General features: G+C 68.5%; 13 protein-coding genes. 3 read left to right on the top strand and 10 right to left on the bottom strand.

Going from position 1 to position 15599, the window contains the following annotated elements; genetic code table 11:
* Window positions 1-6: 6 nt before the first annotated feature.
* From ABQE93_RS10710 to ABQE93_RS10700, 3 genes are read left to right on the top strand one after another with little or no spacing between them, the layout of a single operon-like run.
* Window positions 7-630 carry a hypothetical protein gene (locus tag ABQE93_RS10710; protein ID WP_448406602.1) on the top strand — a complete coding sequence of 208 codons (624 nt, stop codon included), beginning with the start codon at window positions 7-9 and terminating at the stop codon, window positions 628-630.
* The gene (locus ABQE93_RS10705) at window positions 627-1439 is read left to right on the top strand and encodes a slipin family protein (RefSeq protein ID WP_448406603.1); all 813 of its coding nucleotides are present in this window, start codon (window positions 627-629) and stop codon (window positions 1437-1439) included. Before ABQE93_RS10710 ends, ABQE93_RS10705 begins: the two co-directional genes overlap by 4 nt.
* A complete protein-coding gene (locus tag ABQE93_RS10700; protein ID WP_448406604.1) occupies window positions 1432-1728 on the top strand; it encodes a cell division FtsX domain-containing protein in 297 nt (98 codons plus the stop codon). Before ABQE93_RS10705 ends, ABQE93_RS10700 begins: the two co-directional genes overlap by 8 nt.
* Here ABQE93_RS10700 and ABQE93_RS10695 read toward each other — a convergent pair.
* The 10 genes from ABQE93_RS10695 to recB all read right to left on the bottom strand — a co-directional run bounded on the left by ABQE93_RS10695 (window position 1725) and on the right by recB (window position 15599).
* On the bottom strand, window positions 1725-2741 hold the full coding sequence (locus ABQE93_RS10695) for an esterase family protein (RefSeq protein WP_448407232.1): 1017 nt from the start codon (window positions 2739-2741) through the stop codon (window positions 1725-1727). The genes ABQE93_RS10700 and ABQE93_RS10695 overlap by 4 nt on opposite strands.
* Window positions 2742-2939: 198 nt before the next feature.
* On the bottom strand, window positions 2940-3518 hold the full coding sequence (locus ABQE93_RS10690; RefSeq protein WP_448406605.1) for a YdcF family protein: 579 nt from the start codon (window positions 3516-3518) through the stop codon (window positions 2940-2942).
* Between the two features lie 60 nt (window positions 3519-3578).
* The gene (locus ABQE93_RS10685) at window positions 3579-4307 is read right to left on the bottom strand and encodes a TspO-related membrane protein (RefSeq protein ID WP_448406606.1); all 729 of its coding nucleotides are present in this window, start codon (window positions 4305-4307) and stop codon (window positions 3579-3581) included.
* On the bottom strand, window positions 4304-6085 hold the full coding sequence (locus ABQE93_RS10680; protein WP_448407233.1) for a sulfatase-like hydrolase/transferase: 1782 nt from the start codon (window positions 6083-6085) through the stop codon (window positions 4304-4306). Before ABQE93_RS10680 ends, ABQE93_RS10685 begins: the two co-directional genes overlap by 4 nt.
* Before the next feature lie 19 nt (window positions 6086-6104).
* Window positions 6105-6551 carry an SRPBCC family protein gene (locus tag ABQE93_RS10675; RefSeq protein ID WP_448406607.1) on the bottom strand — a complete coding sequence of 149 codons (447 nt, stop codon included), beginning with the start codon at window positions 6549-6551 and terminating at the stop codon, window positions 6105-6107.
* A complete protein-coding gene (locus ABQE93_RS10670; RefSeq protein WP_448406608.1) occupies window positions 6538-7815 on the bottom strand; it encodes a metal-dependent hydrolase family protein in 1278 nt (425 codons plus the stop codon). Before ABQE93_RS10670 ends, ABQE93_RS10675 begins: the two co-directional genes overlap by 14 nt.
* Window positions 7816-7863: 48 nt before the next feature.
* Window positions 7864-8919, bottom strand: a complete 1056-nt coding sequence (locus ABQE93_RS10665) for a tartrate dehydrogenase (protein ID WP_448406609.1) — start codon at window positions 8917-8919, stop codon at window positions 7864-7866.
* Window positions 8916-10520 (bottom strand): SLC13 family permease, encoded by a 1605-nt coding sequence (locus ABQE93_RS10660; protein WP_448406610.1) that lies wholly within the window; start codon window positions 10518-10520, stop codon window positions 8916-8918. The genes ABQE93_RS10665 and ABQE93_RS10660 overlap by 4 nt, the downstream gene beginning before the upstream one ends.
* Window positions 10521-10707: 187 nt before the next feature.
* Window positions 10708-12366, bottom strand: coding sequence for an exodeoxyribonuclease V subunit alpha (recD, locus tag ABQE93_RS10655; RefSeq protein WP_448406611.1), 1659 nt, complete (start codon window positions 12364-12366; stop codon window positions 10708-10710).
* On the bottom strand, window positions 12363-15599 hold the full coding sequence (gene recB, locus ABQE93_RS10650; protein ID WP_448407235.1) for an exodeoxyribonuclease V subunit beta: 3237 nt from the start codon (window positions 15597-15599) through the stop codon (window positions 12363-12365). Before recB ends, recD begins: the two co-directional genes overlap by 4 nt.

The raw sequence follows: 15599 nt of genomic DNA, 5'->3' as shown, positions 1-15599 counted from the left end.
GCGGGCATGCAGGCCGCCACGTGGCTGGCGATGGGCTACGCCGCGGTGCTGGTCCTAATTGCCTACGGCATCGACACATTCGCGCGACGTGCGGCGGCCAAGGCGGAAGGACACCGCACGGGGCCGTTCGTCTACCACGAGGACCACGACGCCTGGCAGTGTCCCGAGGACCAGTGGTTGTGGCCCACCTCGTTCGACCCGGACAACCGGGTCATGCGCTATCGCGGCACCCCGTCGATCTGCAACGCCTGCCCGGTGAAGGAAACCTGCACGACCTCGCACGATGGCCGCGAGGTCAGCCGCGCGATCGACAGCTGGCCCGCGTCGGAGGCCGCCCGCTTCCACCGCGGAATCGCCTGTGCAGTCAGCGCGATCGCGGTCATCTGGCCGCTGGCGATGGCGCTGGCCGCCGACACCGCACCCGAGGCGCTGCTGTTGGTGGGCACGGCGGTGCTGGCGGGGCTGGTGTCGTTGCCGCTGTGGTCGCATCTGCGTCGCACTCCGGCGGTACCCGAGGGTGTGGTGTTCCAGTCCCTCGACGATAACCTCGAGGAACGAAATCGATTGGCCGAAGCTGAAATGCGCCGCCGCAGCACTTACGCATCGGATCGACGGGAGCCGCGCGGATGAGCGCGTGGGCGGTGGTCGCGGTCTTTCTGGCCGTCGTTGTCGTGGCGGTCGCGGTCGCGTCGGTGCGCATCATCAAGGAGTACGAGCGCGGTGTGGCGTTTCGTCTCGGCCGACTGCGCGGGCCGCTGGGGCCGGGCATCATCGCCGTGCTGCCCGGTATCGACAAGCTCGTCCGCGTCGACCTACGCACGGTCACGCTGACCATCCCGCCGCAGGAGGTCATCACCCGCGATAACGTCACCGCCCGCGTCAACGCCGTCGTGCTGTTCCGGGTGACCGACCCGACGAAATCGGTGATGGCCGTGGAGAACTTCGCGGTCGCCACCTCTCAGATCGCCCAGACCACCCTGCGGTCGGTCGTCGGCCGCGCTGACCTCGACACGCTGCTGGCCCACCGCGCCGACCTCAACGAGGACCTGGCCGCCTCGATCGCCAAACAGACTGAGCCGTGGGGGATCCGGGTCGAGGTCGTGGAGATCAAGGACGTCGAGATCCCCGAGATGATGCAGCGTGCGATGGCCCGTGAGGCCGAGGCCGAACGGGAACGACGCGCCAAGGTGATCAGCGCGCACGGTGAGCTGCAGGCGTCCACCGAACTGCGCGACGCCGCGATCACGCTCAGCGAGAGCCCGGCGTCGTTGCAGCTGCGCTATTTACAGACGCTGCTCGAACTCGGCGCCGACCAGAACTCCACCGTCGTATTTCCCATTCCGATCGACATCGTCCGCCCGTTCCTCGAAAGCGGACAGCACGCACCCGGTGCGGGCGAGGGCGTCCCGCACATCAGAAGAGTGAGGTCCGATGACTAGCACCCCACCCGATCACGAATCGATCGACGAATCCGGGCGTCCCGTCGTGCTCCAACCCACCCCGCCGGGGATGTGGCAGACGCTGCTCGGGTTGGCGGTCGCGGTGTTGGCCCCGCTGTTCGGCTTCCTGGTCGGCGGCATGTTCGGCGCCGGGGAGACCGGCGACTTCGTCGACCCGATGTTCCTGTCGCTGTTCACCGGGATTGTGATCGGCGGCATCGGTCTGTTGGTGGCGTTCGCCGGCGGCACGCGGTGGTGGCGCCACCTGCACCGCCACGGCGAGCTTTAACCCGCGGGCGGCGGCAACGCGGGCGGCAGCATGGGCGCCGCGGGCACGGGCATCGGCGGCGGTGGGGGCGGCGGCGGCGGAATCGGCGTCGTGAGGATCCGCACCAAATCCGGTTTCATCGCCTGCAATTGCGCACCCCAGTAACCCCAGCTGTGTGTGCCGTTGGGCGGGAAGTTGAACACCGCGTTGCGGCCACCCGCGGCCAGGTACTTCTCCTGGAACTCCTTGTTGGTGCTCAGCGTGATGTTCTCCAGGTACTGGGCGCTGAACTGCGTGCCGAAATCCCCGCCCGCGTCCAGATCGCTGGTCGCGCCGTTGCCGCAGTAGACCCAGATCGCCGTGCGGTGGGCCACCAGCCGGTTGATGTTGAGCATCGGGTCGTTGCGCTGCCACGCCGGGTTGTTGGGCGGACCCCACATGTCGACCGCGGAATAGCCGCCGGCGTCTTTCATCGCGAACCCGATCAGCGTCGGCCACAACCCCTTTGACGGGTTCAGATACCCCGACAGCGACCCGGCGAAGATGAACTGCTGCGGATGCCACGCCGCCAACGTCAACGCCGCCCCACCTGACATCGACAGCCCGACAACGGCGTTGCCGCGCGGATCCTGACCCCTGTTGGCCGCCAACCACATGGGCAGTTCCCGCGTCAGGAACGTCTCCCATTTGTAGGTGACGGTGCCGTGGGTGCCCTTGGCCGGGGCGTACCAGTCGCTGTAGAAACTGGACTGCCCGCCGACCGGCATCACCACCGAGATGCCCGACTGATAGAACCACTCGAACGCCCCGGTGTTGATGTCCCAGCCGTTGAAATCCTCCTGGGCGCGCAGGCCGTCGAGCAGATACACCGAATGCGGCCCGCCGCCCTGGAACTGCACGAGGATGTCGCGGCCCATCGACGGCGACGGCACGCGCAGCATCTCCACCGGCAGGCCCTCACGCGAATACGCCGACGCCTGCGGCGCGACGACCAGCGCCGCCGTCGTCACCGCGGCGGCCATCACTGCGCCCATCCGGCGCACGGCACGCCCCAACCCGTTCGTCACCGCGCGAAACTAACAGGGCCTCCGCTCTGACCCGCGCCCCCCGCGCGGGCAGTGATCAGCTTGTTACCGAAATTGATGCTATGGGCGAGACTGCAGCCAGGGCTGTGCTGGAAGTCCAACAGCCCTGACGTCAATCTCGGTCCTAGCACGCCTACGCGGACCTACCTACCGCACGGCGATGAACGGGCTCATCACGTCGTGCACGAACTGCACGACGTTGGTCTGCGGGTTGTCATCGGGAAAGCTCACCGTGGCAAGGATGTCGGCGCCTTCGTGGATGAAGTTGGTGTCGGCGCGGTCCTGGTGTGACGACGACGTCACCAGGATGATGCCCGACGTGTCCGCCTCCTTGGCCAGCGGAACCGAGAACCGCGCGTTCTGCACGGTGCTGTTGGCCCTGTCCTCCACGATGATCCGGTGCGGCGGAAAGCCCAGCAGCGTCAGCATCCTGCGCATCTGCGCGGCCTCGGTGATGCCGTTGCGCGGGTTGCCGCCGGTCACGATGACCGGCGACTGCGGAAAGAACTGCGCCACGGTCAGACCCATCAGCACGCGACGACGCAACACCGGGCGCATGGTGCCGTTCGGATGGAGGCCGTACCCCAGAATGACGATCGCCGGCTTGGAAAAGTCCTTCGCCGCGGCCGTCGGCTGAGCCTGCGCCACAGGTGGCGTGAACTCTCCGACGACGACGGCGACTGACAGTGCCAGTGCTACAAGAGCGGCACACCAGCGACGACGCACACGGCCTCCCCGACTCCGAACGGTCTTACGTCAAGATCATCGTCGGGTCGCGCCGAGACGTTACGGCACCCTCCTGCGGCGCATCGCCGACACCGCCGCGGCGCCGACCAGCACCGCGGCCACCACCGCCGTCGTCGACAACACCGTGCTGTCGCGCTGAGCCGCGCCGATGGCGATCGCCACCAGCGCCCACAGCACCCCGACCACATAACCCGGCGTCCCGCGCAGCAGCGTCGCCAATGCGATCGCGAACGCCGCGGCCGCCACCAACACCGCCAGCTGCCACCACACCACCGCCGCCGGCGCGCCGGTGTCGATCAGCGCCGCGGTGACGTTGGCGAACACCGCGATGCTGCTCCACCCCAGATACAGCCCGAACGTCACGGTCGCCAACACCGCCAGCCACCGCTGACACGTCAAGTCGTGGCGGCGCCGCACCAGCAGCCGCATGATATGGCTCAACGCCGCCACCATCACCGCGAACACCACGACGCTGACCCACAGCCACCCCTGCGCGGCCACCAGCAGCCACAGGCTGAACCCGACGAACACCACGCTGGCGTCGACCAGCACGCTTCTCTCCCACCACGAGCCGAGCCCGTAGCGCAGCACCGCCAGCATCGTCACCGCGCTGAGCACCGTGATCACGCTGACCAGGACGTCGCCCGTCACGGACCGCGTGACGAACAGCGCGGCCAACTGGGTCAGCGCCAACACCGCGGCGATCAAGCGCCACGTCGTCACCCGCGGCGAGTTGCGGCTCGGCGCAGGGCTGGTCGCGTTCGTCAACTCGGCAGGATTCCCACCCGTTCCAGCACACCGCGCACGCCCCGCTTCGTCGGCTCAGGCGCCCTGCGCGACACGTACGGCCACGGGTTGTTCCGTTCCGGAATCGACACCGCCCGTGCCTGTTTGAGCTCCATGCGCAGGTGCTGGCGCAGCTCGTGCAGCGCGGGATCGGTCCACCGGTTCTGCGCCTCGGCCGGATCGGCGGTCAGGTCGTACAGCTCCCACTGGTCGTCGAGCGGTTCGCTGCGGTACGTCTCGCCGCCGACCCCGCTGGCCGTCAGGTGCCGGACGCCCGGCTCCGTCCACGTTCCCGGATCGTCGAAGGTGCGCACCAGCTTCCACAGGTGACCCTCGCCGCCGGGCACGTCGTCGACGCGTACCACCAGGCCCTCGAAGTTCGACCCGACATACGCCGGCACCCGGATCCGCAGCGGCGCAAGCGGTTTCACCGTCTGGTTGAGCCGACGTGCCAGGCCGGAGGCCAGCGTGTCACCCTCGAGGACGTTGTCGCGGGTCATCAGGTACACCGCCCGCGAGTCGTCGGCCTGCTTACCGTCGACGACGGGCATGAGGTTGCGGCCCGGCAGCGGATGCACCTCGCTGAACGTCTCCGCCAACTTGGCCGCCGCCGCGTCGATGTCGACCCCTGCCGCCCCGAGCAGCGTCGGCACGATGTCCACGTGCGACGTCGGCGCCGACACCGTGCGCGCGTCCGTCGCCTGCTCGCCGATGCGGGCGACGACAAACGGCACCCGCGTCGCCTCGTCGTAGAGGTTGAACCACTTCTGGTGCAGGCCGCCGTGCGCGCCGAGCAGATCGCCGTGATCCGACGTGCGCACCAACACCGCGTTCTGCGAACCGCCCTGCGTCACCGCGCGTCGCACCCGGTCGATCGGGGTGTCCACTTCGGCGTGCAACCGGTAGTAGAGATCGCGGTAGGCCTGCGCATTCTTGGTGTACACCCGCTCGATCGCGGGCGCCACGCCGTAGCCCGAGTAGTACGACTCGCGGTAGGCGATTTGCGCGGCCGGCTTGGTCGACAGGTCCTCGTGCGCGGTGGGCGCTTCCGGTATCGACGGCGGATCCAGCGGCGACGGATACAACGGGTTGTTGCGCGACCACAGCGGCCACAGCACGATGTCGTGCGGGTTGACGAAGCTGGCGACCAGCAGGAACGGGCGCAGCGCCTCCGGATCTCCTGCGCGACGCCGCTCATAGCGGTCCATCAGCCAGGCGACGACGCGGTCGGCGACCAGCGGGTCACGCCGGATACCCGCGTTGGCCAGCGGCGCCCCGTGCGGCTCCGGGCCGATCCAGCCCGAAAAGCCAAACGGATCAAGGGGATTAGCGTCTAGGTACTGCTGCACGGCATCTTGGTCGACGACGCCGTCCTCGTCGTTGGTGGCCAGCGGTTCGCCGGTCGCGGGGTCGTGCAGGTCGGCGTGGGAGATGTGCCACTTGCCGTCGTAGTGGGTGTCGTAGCCGGCGGCACGGAACCAGTTGCCCAGCGTGGGCACCTCGCCTTCGCGCAGCCAGCGCATCCGCGTGTCGTCGTACACCTTGCCGATGCCGTCGGTCTGGGTGACGCCGTGCAGGTCGGGATACTGCCCGGTGAAGATCGTCGGACGGCTGGGCACGCACGCCAACGAACCGGTGTAGTGCCGCTGGAAGCTGACGCCGTGTTCGTCGAACCACTTGCGGCCGTGCAGGGTTCGGTCGCGCCACGCCCGCACCTCGGGTGTCTCGTAGGGCGGGATCGCACGTTCCTCGTCGGTCATGATGATGACGATGTCGGGTTTAGACACGTGCGTTCTCCAATCGTTGAGCCAGTCCGGCCAGCATCGAGTCGGACTGTCGGGCCAGCACGCGACACAGCACGCGTTCGGCGAGTTGCTGATCTACGCGCGAGCCGATTTCGACGGTGCTGGTCAGCGTCACCGTGGTGGTCGAGGAACCGGCGGACTGCAGCGTCCAGCGGTTGGTGAGCGCACCGAGTCGTTTGGGCAGGCCCTCGATGTCGTAGGCCAGCGTGTGCGGCGGGTCGAACTCGGTGATGCGCTCGACCAGGGTTTCGCGCCCGACCTGCAGGCGCCGCGTGGTGCCGACCGGTTCGGCTCCGCCGACCAGGATGCACGAGTGCTCGACGTTGTCGGCCCACGTGCTGATCGCGCCGAAATCGGCCAGTACGTCCCAGATTTCCTTGATCGGCGCCGCGATGGTACGGGTGCGGTCAGTCGTTGCCACGGCTACCAATATCGCATGTGTTCTTGACGACCGCCCCGCCTTTAACGATCAGCGCCAGGTTCTTGCCGGAGTCGCCGAGCACGCTGAGGTCGGCCAGAGGGTTGCCGTCGACCAGCAGCAGGTCCGCCCACGCGCCGGCGGTGACCTCACCCAGTCGCGCGGACTTGTACGGGTCGCGCTCACCGGCCAGCCGGAACAGCTCGGCGTTGCCCGACGTCACCATCTTCAGCGCCTCGGCGTTGGTGTAGTACTCGCCGAGCCGCACCATCATGTCGCTCTGCCGCGCGTCGTGCTCCGGCTCGAACAGCAGGTCGGTGCCCCAGGCGGTTTTCACGCCGTGCTTTTTCGCCCAGTCATAGACCTGCACTGTACCGCCGCAGATTTCGCGGTTCTTGGCAGCGCTCTCCTCGTTGATGAAGCCGTGGTCGTGTTCCTCGAACGGCTGCATCGACAGCCACACGTCGCGCTCGGCGAGCAGCGCAACCGTCGCCTCGTCGGCGAGGTGGCCGTGCTCGATGGACTTCACTCCCGCCTCCACCGCACGTCGGATGCCCGCGACGTTGTAGACGTGGGTGGCCACGTAGGTGCCGTAGTCCTCGGCGGCCATCACCGCGGCGCGCAGTTCGGCCTCGGTGAACTGCAGCGTGTAGAGCGGGTCGTACAGCGAGGCCGCGCCGCCTCCGGCCATCAACTTGATCTGCGACGCGCCCAGCTTGAGCTGCTCGCGCACCGCGGCCAGTACCCGCTCGGGGCCGTCGGCCACCCGCATGAAGCCGATCTGCTCGGCCCGAGACTCCTTGCCGCCCAACGCCGTCGGCGTCTGATACACCCAACCGAAGTCGCCGTGGCCCGCCGTCTGGGACAGGGCCGCCTGGCTGGGGTAGATGCGCGGGCCCACCGCGAGGTCGGCGTCGATCACCTTCTTGATGCCCGCGGTGTCGCCGGCCATGTCGCGCACCGTGGTGAACCCGCGCATCACGACGTCTTTGGCTTTGGCCAGCGACATCGCGGCGAGCTGGGTCTGCGAGGCCATGACGAAGTCGATCAGCGTGTTGGCCATCCCGACCAGGTGCACGTGCGCGTCGGTCATGCCGGGCATCAGGGTGCGACCGTTGCCGTCGACGACGTCGTCGACGCCGTCTTCGCTGATCGGAGAGGTCTCAACCGCGGCGATGGTGTGGCCGTCGACCAGCACATGCCCGGAGGTCAAGCGGTCGGAGCGGCCGTCGAAGATCTCGACGTTCTTGATCAGCAGGCGTCCCATGCCCCCCAAGTTAGCGATTTCGGCGCGCTTATGGACGCTGACGGGCGTTTAGCGCGCCGAAACCACCCCGGCGACGAGGGCCTCGGTGACGTCGGCGGTGGACGCGGTGCCGCCGAGGTCGGCGGTGCGGGTCTGCGGATCGGCCAGCGTCGACTCCATCGCGGCCACCACGTCGGCGGCGGCCTGCGGGTGGCCGAGGTGCTCGAGCATCAGCGCCGCCGACCACACCGCGCCGACCGGGTTGGCGATCCCTTGCCCCGCGATGTCGGGCGCGGACCCGTGCACCGGTTCGAACATCGAGGGGTACTGCTTGGTCGGGTCGAGGTTGGCCGACGGCGCGATGCCGATCGACCCGGCGACCGCCGCGGCGAGGTCAGAGAGGATGTCGCCGAACAGGTTTGAGCCCACCACGACGTCGAACCGCTGCGGCTGCAGCACGAATTTCGCGGCCAGCGCGTCGATGTGCTCGCTGTCGAACCGCACATCGGGGAACTTTGCGGCGCGTTCGGCGACCACTTCGTCCCAGAACGGCAGCGTGTGCACGATCCCGTTGGACTTCGTCGCCGACGTGACGTATCCGCGCCGGTTCGTGGCCAGTTCGAACGCGAAGTCGGCGATGCGGCCGACGCCGACGCGGGTGAACACCGACTCCTGTACGGCCATCTCGTCGGGGAAGCCGCGGTTGAGGCGCCCGCCGATCTCGCTGTACTCGCCTTCGACGTTCTCCCGGACGACGACGAAGTCAACGTCGTCGGCTTGGCGCAGCGGGCTGGAGACCCCGTCGAACACCCGGATCGGCCGCAGGTTGACGTACTGCCGAAACGCCCGCCGGATCGGGATCAGCAGCCCCCACAGCGACACGTGGTCGGGTACGCCGGGCCAGCCGACCGCGCCGAGCAGGATGGCGTCGAAACCGCCCAGCGTTTCGATGCCGTCGTCGGGCATCATCGCGCCCGTACGCTCGTAGCGTTGGCAGGACCAGTCGAATTCGGTGTAGGACAGGTCGATTCGATGTTTGGATGCGACGGCGTCGAGCACGGTGCGCGCCGATTCGATCACTTCCGAACCGATCCCGTCTCCGGGTATGACGGCGATAGAACTCATCCGCCCAAACCTAGCAGGCTGACCATCAGCGGCAGCAGGATGACGATGAGGATGGCGCCGGCGATGTCGAACGTGATGCCGGAGCGGATCATCGTGGTGATCCGCACGACGCCCGAGCCGTAGACGATGGCGTTCTGCGGCGTCGACACCGGCAACATGAACCCGAACGACGCCGCGAACGTCGCCGCCAGCGCGGGCACGAACGGGTTGACGCCGGCGGCCATCGCCACCGGGATGATGATCGGCACCACCACCGCCGCGGACGCGGTGTTGCTGGTGGTCTCCGAGACGATGATCGCCAGGATCACCGCGAAGATCGTGATGGGTATGACGCTGGACAGGCCGAGCGCGTCGTTGATCGACGTGCCGATCGTCTCGGCCAGGCCGGTGTCGGCGATCAGCGAGCCGAAGATGATGCCGGTACCGAACAGAATGATTGTGCCCCAGTCGATCTTGGCGGCGTCGCTCCAGCGCAGCGTGAACTCGCGGCTCTGCCAGTCGGTGGGCAGCAGGAACAGCAGCGACGCGCCGAACACGGCGACGACGCCTTCGTCGAGGCGGCCGCTGATGAATTCGTAGACGCTGGACTCGGTTCCGGTGATCAGCGCTACGACACCGGGCGTGATCCACAGCGTCACCGTGACGGCGAACGCGATCAGCGTGTTCTTCTCGGCGCGGCTTAGTGAGCCGAGCTTTTCGCGTTGTTCGGCGACGTACTCGGCGACGCCGTCGATGCGTTTGATCTCCGGTTTGTTGAGCCGCATCAGGATGAAGGCCAATAGTACGAACATCACGAAGCAGATCGGAATGGCCATGATCATCCACTGCGCGAAGCCGATTCGCTCACCGGTGGCTTCTTCGATGAGGCCGCGCCCGATCAGGTTGGGCGGGCTGCCGACCGGGGTGAGCAGGCCGCCGACGCTGGCGCCGTAGGCCAGCATCAGCATGATGGCCGAGCCGACGCGTAACCGGCGCGGATCGAAGTCGGCTTCGACGTCGCCGCGTTGCTGTAGCAGCTTGGCGATGACGGCGATGATCCCGATCGCGGTCGGTAGCAGCATCGCGACGGTGGCGGTGTTGGACACGAACGCCGACAGCAGTGCGGTGATGACGCCGAACGCCAGGATCACCCCGGTGGTCGAGCGACCGGCCCGCTTCAGCGCCAGGATGCGGAAGGCAAAGCGCTGCGCGACACCGTGTTTGAGCATCGCCTGGGCGAGGATGAACGCGCCGATGAACGTGAAGATCGTCGACGACCCGAACGGGCCGAGCACGTCGTCGACCGGTGCGACACCGAGGAAGACGGCGACTGCCACGCCCATCAGCCCGCCGATCGGGATCGGCACGGCTTCGCTGATCCACAGCGCGATCACGCCGAGCAGCACCGCCCCCAGCACCTGTTGGTTGCGGGGGATGTCGATCGGCAGGACGAGGAACACCGCCGTCAACAGCGGCGCGAGGAACAGGCCGGTGGTGCGCCGGCCCTTCTCGAAGCGCTCCTCTTTCGGTGAGAGCTTCTGCTCCCCGAGGCTGCGGTACGTGGCGGTGCCGAGTAGGGCCTGGTCGACGTCGGTCGGCGTGACCTGGTTTTGCGTGGTCATGGCGTGCTCCATCCGCCCGCGGGTGTGTGCTGCCTCACACTCGAGACGGTTGCGGATTACCGGGACAAAGCGCGGCTAAACGTGCTCCTTTTGGCCGCCGAGTGTGGGGTTGTTTCACGCCCGACGGCCCCAGGACGTGCGGGTAACCCACGTTCGGCCGCCTTGGGGGGGCGCCTTGAGGGGTGCCTCACCCTGCCAGGCGGCGGGCCAGGCCCGACGCTCGCACCGCCCGCCGCTCGATCGCCGCGCGCACCGACGCCTCCGGGCCGACCACCCGCACCCGCGTCTTCGCCCGGGTCACCGCGGTATAGAACAGCTCGCGGGTCAACAGCCGCGAGTCCTGCGGCGGCAGCAGCACCGTCACCTCGTCGGCCTGGCTGCCCTGCGACTTGTGGATCGTCATCGCGTGCATGGTCTCGACGTCGGCCAGCCGGCTGGTGGCGAACTCGACCCGCGACTTGCCCGCGATCACCGCCCGCAACACCCCGTCGCGCTGCACCGTCACGCCGGTGTCGCCGTTGTAGAGGCCGAGCCCGTAGTCGTTGGCCGTCACCAACACTGGCCGCCCGACATACCAGTCCGACCAGATCGGCTCGCCGGTGCGCTCGGCCAGCCACCGCTCCACCTGATGGTTCCAGAACCGCACACCGTAGGGCCCACGTCGATGCGCGCACAGCAGTCGGTGCTCGTTCAACGTCGCCAACGCCGCGGTGTCGTCGCCGAGTATCGCGGCCTGCCGAAGGCTAACCGCCCAGGGCACCAACACCTTCCGCAGGTGCTCGGCGGGTTCGTCGGTGTCGGCCCATTCGATGTGGTCACCGCCGTCACGCAAGACCTCCAGAGCGGTGTCCGCGTCGCCTGACCGGATCGCCGACGCCAGCGCGCCGATCGACTCGCCGAACCGGTGCGACGTCTTCAGCTCCGCGATCCGCGCGCCGCCCAGCCCGTCCACCAAGTCGGCCAGCACCGCGCCGGCCTCCACCGACGCCAACTGATCCGGATCGCCGACGAGGATCAGCCGCGCCTCCGGGCGCACCGCCTCCAGCAGCCGCGCCATCATGGTCAACGACACCATCGACGTCTCGTCGACGACGATCACGTCGTGCGGCAACCGATTTGCCCGGTTGTGCCGGAACCGCGCCGACGTGTCCGGCCGGCTGCCCAGCAGCCGATGTAAGGTCGTCGCCTGCAGCCCTTCCAACGCGGAACGGTCGGCCGCCGACAGCTGGTCGACTTGCGCCTGCACCGCTTCCTGCAGCCGCGCCGCCGCCTTACCCGTCGGCGCCGCCAACGCGATACGCAACTTGCTGCCACCGGCCAACAACGCCAGCAGCCGCGCGACCGTCGTCGTCTTACCCGTGCCCGGACCGCCGGTCAGCACCGTCAACCCTTGCGACAGCGCCACTTCCGCCGCGGCGCGCTGCTCCTCGAACCCCGCGGGGAACAGCCGGTCGACGTCGGCGGACGCCTGGGTCGGGGTCGCGGACAGCATGGCCAGGATGTCCTTGCAAACCTGCTCCTCCTCACGCCAGTAGCGGTCGAGGTAGAGCAGGTCGCCGTCGACGCGCAGCGCCACCCCGGTCAGCGGGCTGGCGCGCACCGCCTTGCCGAGGCCCCTCACCTCGACCTCGGCTTCGGCCGTCGGCAAATCCAGGCACACCGATCCGCCCCGCAACGCCCGCACCAACAGCGCGATCGCCAACCCCACCCGCTCGTCGGACTCCTGGGCCAAAGATGTCAACCGGTGCGCCACATGCACATCCGACGACTCGATCAGCTCCGCGTCGGTGAACGTGCGCAGCAAACCGGTGGCACCTGTCGCGCGCCGCCATTCCACACTCGTCATGCCAACAGCTCCGACATCTCGACCGTCAACGCGGCGGGCGGCTTCCAGCTGAACACCCCCGCTGGGTGCCCGTCGACCACCGGTGTCGACGGTCCGCACATCCCGCGCAGGAACAAATACAGCACCCCGCCCAGATGCCGCTCCGGGTCGTATCCGGCCAGTCGCAACCGCAGGAACCGGTGCAGCACAACGTTGTACAGCAGCGCCTGCAGCGGATAGTCGGAATGCAACATCGCCTCCACCAGCCGCGGCTGCCCGTAGTCCGCGGCTGTCAACGGCCGCGACGGGTCGCCCAGCCAGTTCGTCTTGTAGTCGACCACCAGATACCGGTCCTCGACGCGCAGCACCGCATCCACCGAACCCGATAGGTACCCTTTCAACGGCTGCCCGCCCAGCGCCGCACCCGTGAGCCGCTCCGCATACGACGCCAGCGGGTCATCGCCGGGCAGGTGTCGACCCAACAGCTCACCGACCGCGCGCAGGCGTCCGCCGCCGAGCGGGAACTCGAAGTCCATCTCCCGCATCCGGTCGGCCAGCCCGATCTGGCGCAGCGTCGTCGAAGGCGCCAGCGGGCCCAGCGGGGTGTCGTGCAGCGGGACCATCGCCGCCGCCAGATCCTCGGCGGCGACGTCGACGGGCCACCACACCGAGTGCTCTTCGATGCGGGCCTGCAACTCGGCGGCCAGATCGGGCGCCAGCGGGTCGGCGTCCTCCAGCACCGCGTGCACCAGCGTGCCGAACTTCGCGCCGGCGGGCAGCTCGGCCATCGGCGACGGCACATCGGCACCGACAGGTGACGACGTCAGCGGGATCTCGGCCACCTCGTCGTCGAGCTCGGCGACCTCCGGCTCGCTGCTCACCGGTGCGGCTTCCGCCGCGCGAATCAGCCCCGAGTACGACGTGCGCCGCCAGGACGTGTCGATCGAGCGGTGAAAATGCCGGGCCTCCAGCGTGTCCGGCGTCGCAGCTTGGGGCAACTGAGGTATCCGCCGCGGCACCGACTCCTCGACCACCGGACCGCCCGCGGCCTCCCACTGCTTGAAGTGCGCCCACGCGTCCTCGTCGGTCACCTTGTCCGGTGAGCAGCGGTCGGGCACGGCGGCCTCGCCACGACGCCGGCCGCGCAGCAGCCGTGACAGCCCGCCGTTGGGTTCGTCGTAGGCCGGCGCCCACCACGCGACCACCTGGGATTGGGCCCGTGTCAACGCGACATAGGTGAGTCGGCTGTCGTCGCTGGCGTCTTCGGTGCGTCCGCGTTTGGCCACGTCGGCGTAGTCGGGGCTGTCGCTGCCGCCGATGTGCAGGCACCGGGTGTCACCGTCGTGAAACAGCACCAGTTCGCGGGTCTGCACGTTGCGGTTGAACGCGAACGGCAGGTACACCACCGGATACTGCAGGCCCTTGGCCACCCACACCGTCATGACCTGTACGGCGGCCGCGTCGTGGTCCAGGCGCCGGGACCGCTCCACCGCGCCGCTGCGCTCTTCGCGTTGCGCGCGCAGCCAGTCGCGCAGCGCCGGCAGGCTGAAATGCTCACGGTGAGCGGCCTCCTGCAGCAACTGGGTCATGTGGGCCAGGTCGGTCATCAACCGCTCGCCGCCCTGGCACGCGAGCACCCGGTCGCTCATCCCGCTCAACTGCGCGGCCTCGAAGATCGCGGCCACCCCGCGTTCGCGGGCGTGACCGGCCCACTCCCGCAACGTGTCCGCGACGGCATCGGTCAGCTCGTCGCCGCCGTGCACCAGCTCCTCGGCGGTCTTGCCGAAGAACATCGTCGCCGCCGCCGCGCGCACCATCCCGGGCCGGTGCGGCTGATCGAACGCCTCGAGCAGACACAACCAGTCCTCGGCGGCCTCCGAACGAAAGACGTCCGAGTCGCCGGTGTACACCGCGGGAATGTCCGCGTCGCACAGCGCCTGATAGCACGCGCGAGCGTCCTTGTGGCTCTCCACGATCACGGCGATATCGCCGGCGCAGAGCGGCTCACCCTCGAATCTGGCGCCGCCGGTGAGCAGTTCACCGATGTCGGCGGCCAGGTCGCGCGGTATGTGCGAGCGTAGCTCGGCGATCGGCACCACCTGGGTTCCCCGGCGGCCGAAGGACTCTCGGCGTACGACTCGCAGCCGGAACGGGTCGCCGGCTCCGGTCAACCGCGATCCCGCATGGTGTGCGTCGACGCGGTGCACGATGATCCGGGGATCGCCGAGTTCGGCTCCCTCGAGGACGGTCTGCAGCCGGCCGACCAGCGCACCGTCGCTGCGCCAGTTCTTGTCGAGCGTCATGCGCACACCCGCGGTCTCGGCGGCCTTGAGGTAGGTGACGATGTCACCGCCGCGAAACGCATAGATGGCCTGCTTGGGGTCACCGATCAGGATCAGCGTCGAACGGCCGCTGAACGCGCGGTCGATCACCTGCCACTGCACCGGGTCGGTGTCCTGGAACTCGTCGACCAACACGATCGGCCAGCGCTGGTGCATCCGCAGCTGGGCGGGGGAGCCGTCTTCTTCCAGCGCCTCGGCCAGTCGGCCCAGCAGGTCGTCGTAGCCGAGGATGCGGCGGCGGCGTTTGCGGATATTCATCTCGGCCAGAACGTCGTTGGCGAACTGCACACAGACCGCCGCGCGCGAGTCGGGCTCCGGGTCTTTCGGACGCAACTCCGTAGCGGGCTTGTTGACCACTTCACGGGCCAACCGCAGCGCGTCGTCGTACTCCAGCAGCGGGGCCTCGCGTTCGCGGCCGAAGTGGCGCAGGTACAGATCGTCGACGATCTCGGTGGTCAACTCGTCGAGGCTCTCCACCAGCTCGACGCCGGCGTCGGTGTCACCGGCCACGCCCAGCGAGCGCAGCACCGTCTGGCAGAACTGGTGCGTGGTCGCGATCGTCGCGGCGTCGAAGGCCGCCAACGCGTCGCGCAACCGCTGCCGGCGGTTCGCGTACTCGTCCGCGCCGCAGGCCAACAGATGTTTGACCACCTGGTTGTCGCCGGCAAGCGACGGAGCGTCGAAAGCCGCTACCGCGTCGACGATTTGGCGCCGGACCCGGTCGCGCAGCTCCTGGGTGGCCGCGCGGCCGAACGTGATCAGCAGCATCTGATCCAGCGTCGCCGCCCCTTCGGCGACATAGCGGGTGACCAGGCCAGCCAACGTGAACGTCTTCCCGGTTCCCGCGCTGGCCTCCAGCACCGTGGTCGACTTGTCGGCGGGCAACGGGCCCAGCAGATCGAAGGGCGGCAT

The sequence above is a fragment of the Mycolicibacterium sp. XJ662 genome (assembly GCF_053484035.1).
The sequence above is the reverse complement of the archived record's forward strand: the minus strand, read 5'-3'. Positions and strand labels throughout refer to the sequence as shown.

What these genes read in the sequence shown, in the direction of transcription:
- ABQE93_RS10710 (WP_448406602.1), top strand. Translation starts at nt 7, where the DNA reads ATGCAGGCCGCCACGTGGCTGGCGATGGGCTACGCCGCGGTGCTGGTC.
- ABQE93_RS10705 (WP_448406603.1), top strand. Translation starts at nt 627, where the DNA reads ATGAGCGCGTGGGCGGTGGTCGCGGTCTTTCTGGCCGTCGTTGTCGTG.
- ABQE93_RS10700 (WP_448406604.1), top strand. Translation starts at nt 1,432, where the DNA reads ATGACTAGCACCCCACCCGATCACGAATCGATCGACGAATCCGGGCGT.
- ABQE93_RS10695 (WP_448407232.1), bottom strand. Translation starts at nt 2,741, where the DNA reads ATGGGCGCAGTGATGGCCGCCGCGGTGACGACGGCGGCGCTGGTCGTC.
- ABQE93_RS10680 (WP_448407233.1), bottom strand. Translation starts at nt 6,085, where the DNA reads ATGACCGACGAGGAACGTGCGATCCCGCCCTACGAGACACCCGAGGTG.
- ABQE93_RS10670 (WP_448406608.1), bottom strand. Translation starts at nt 7,815, where the DNA reads ATGGGACGCCTGCTGATCAAGAACGTCGAGATCTTCGACGGCCGCTCC.
- ABQE93_RS10665 (WP_448406609.1), bottom strand. Translation starts at nt 8,919, where the DNA reads ATGAGTTCTATCGCCGTCATACCCGGAGACGGGATCGGTTCGGAAGTG.
- ABQE93_RS10660 (WP_448406610.1), bottom strand. Translation starts at nt 10,520, where the DNA reads ATGACCACGCAAAACCAGGTCACGCCGACCGACGTCGACCAGGCCCTA.
- recD (WP_448406611.1), bottom strand. Translation starts at nt 12,366, where the DNA reads ATGACGAGTGTGGAATGGCGGCGCGCGACAGGTGCCACCGGTTTGCTG.
- recB (WP_448407235.1), bottom strand. Translation starts at nt 15,599, where the DNA reads ATGCCGCCCTTCGATCTGCTGGGCCCGTTGCCCGCCGACAAGTCGACC.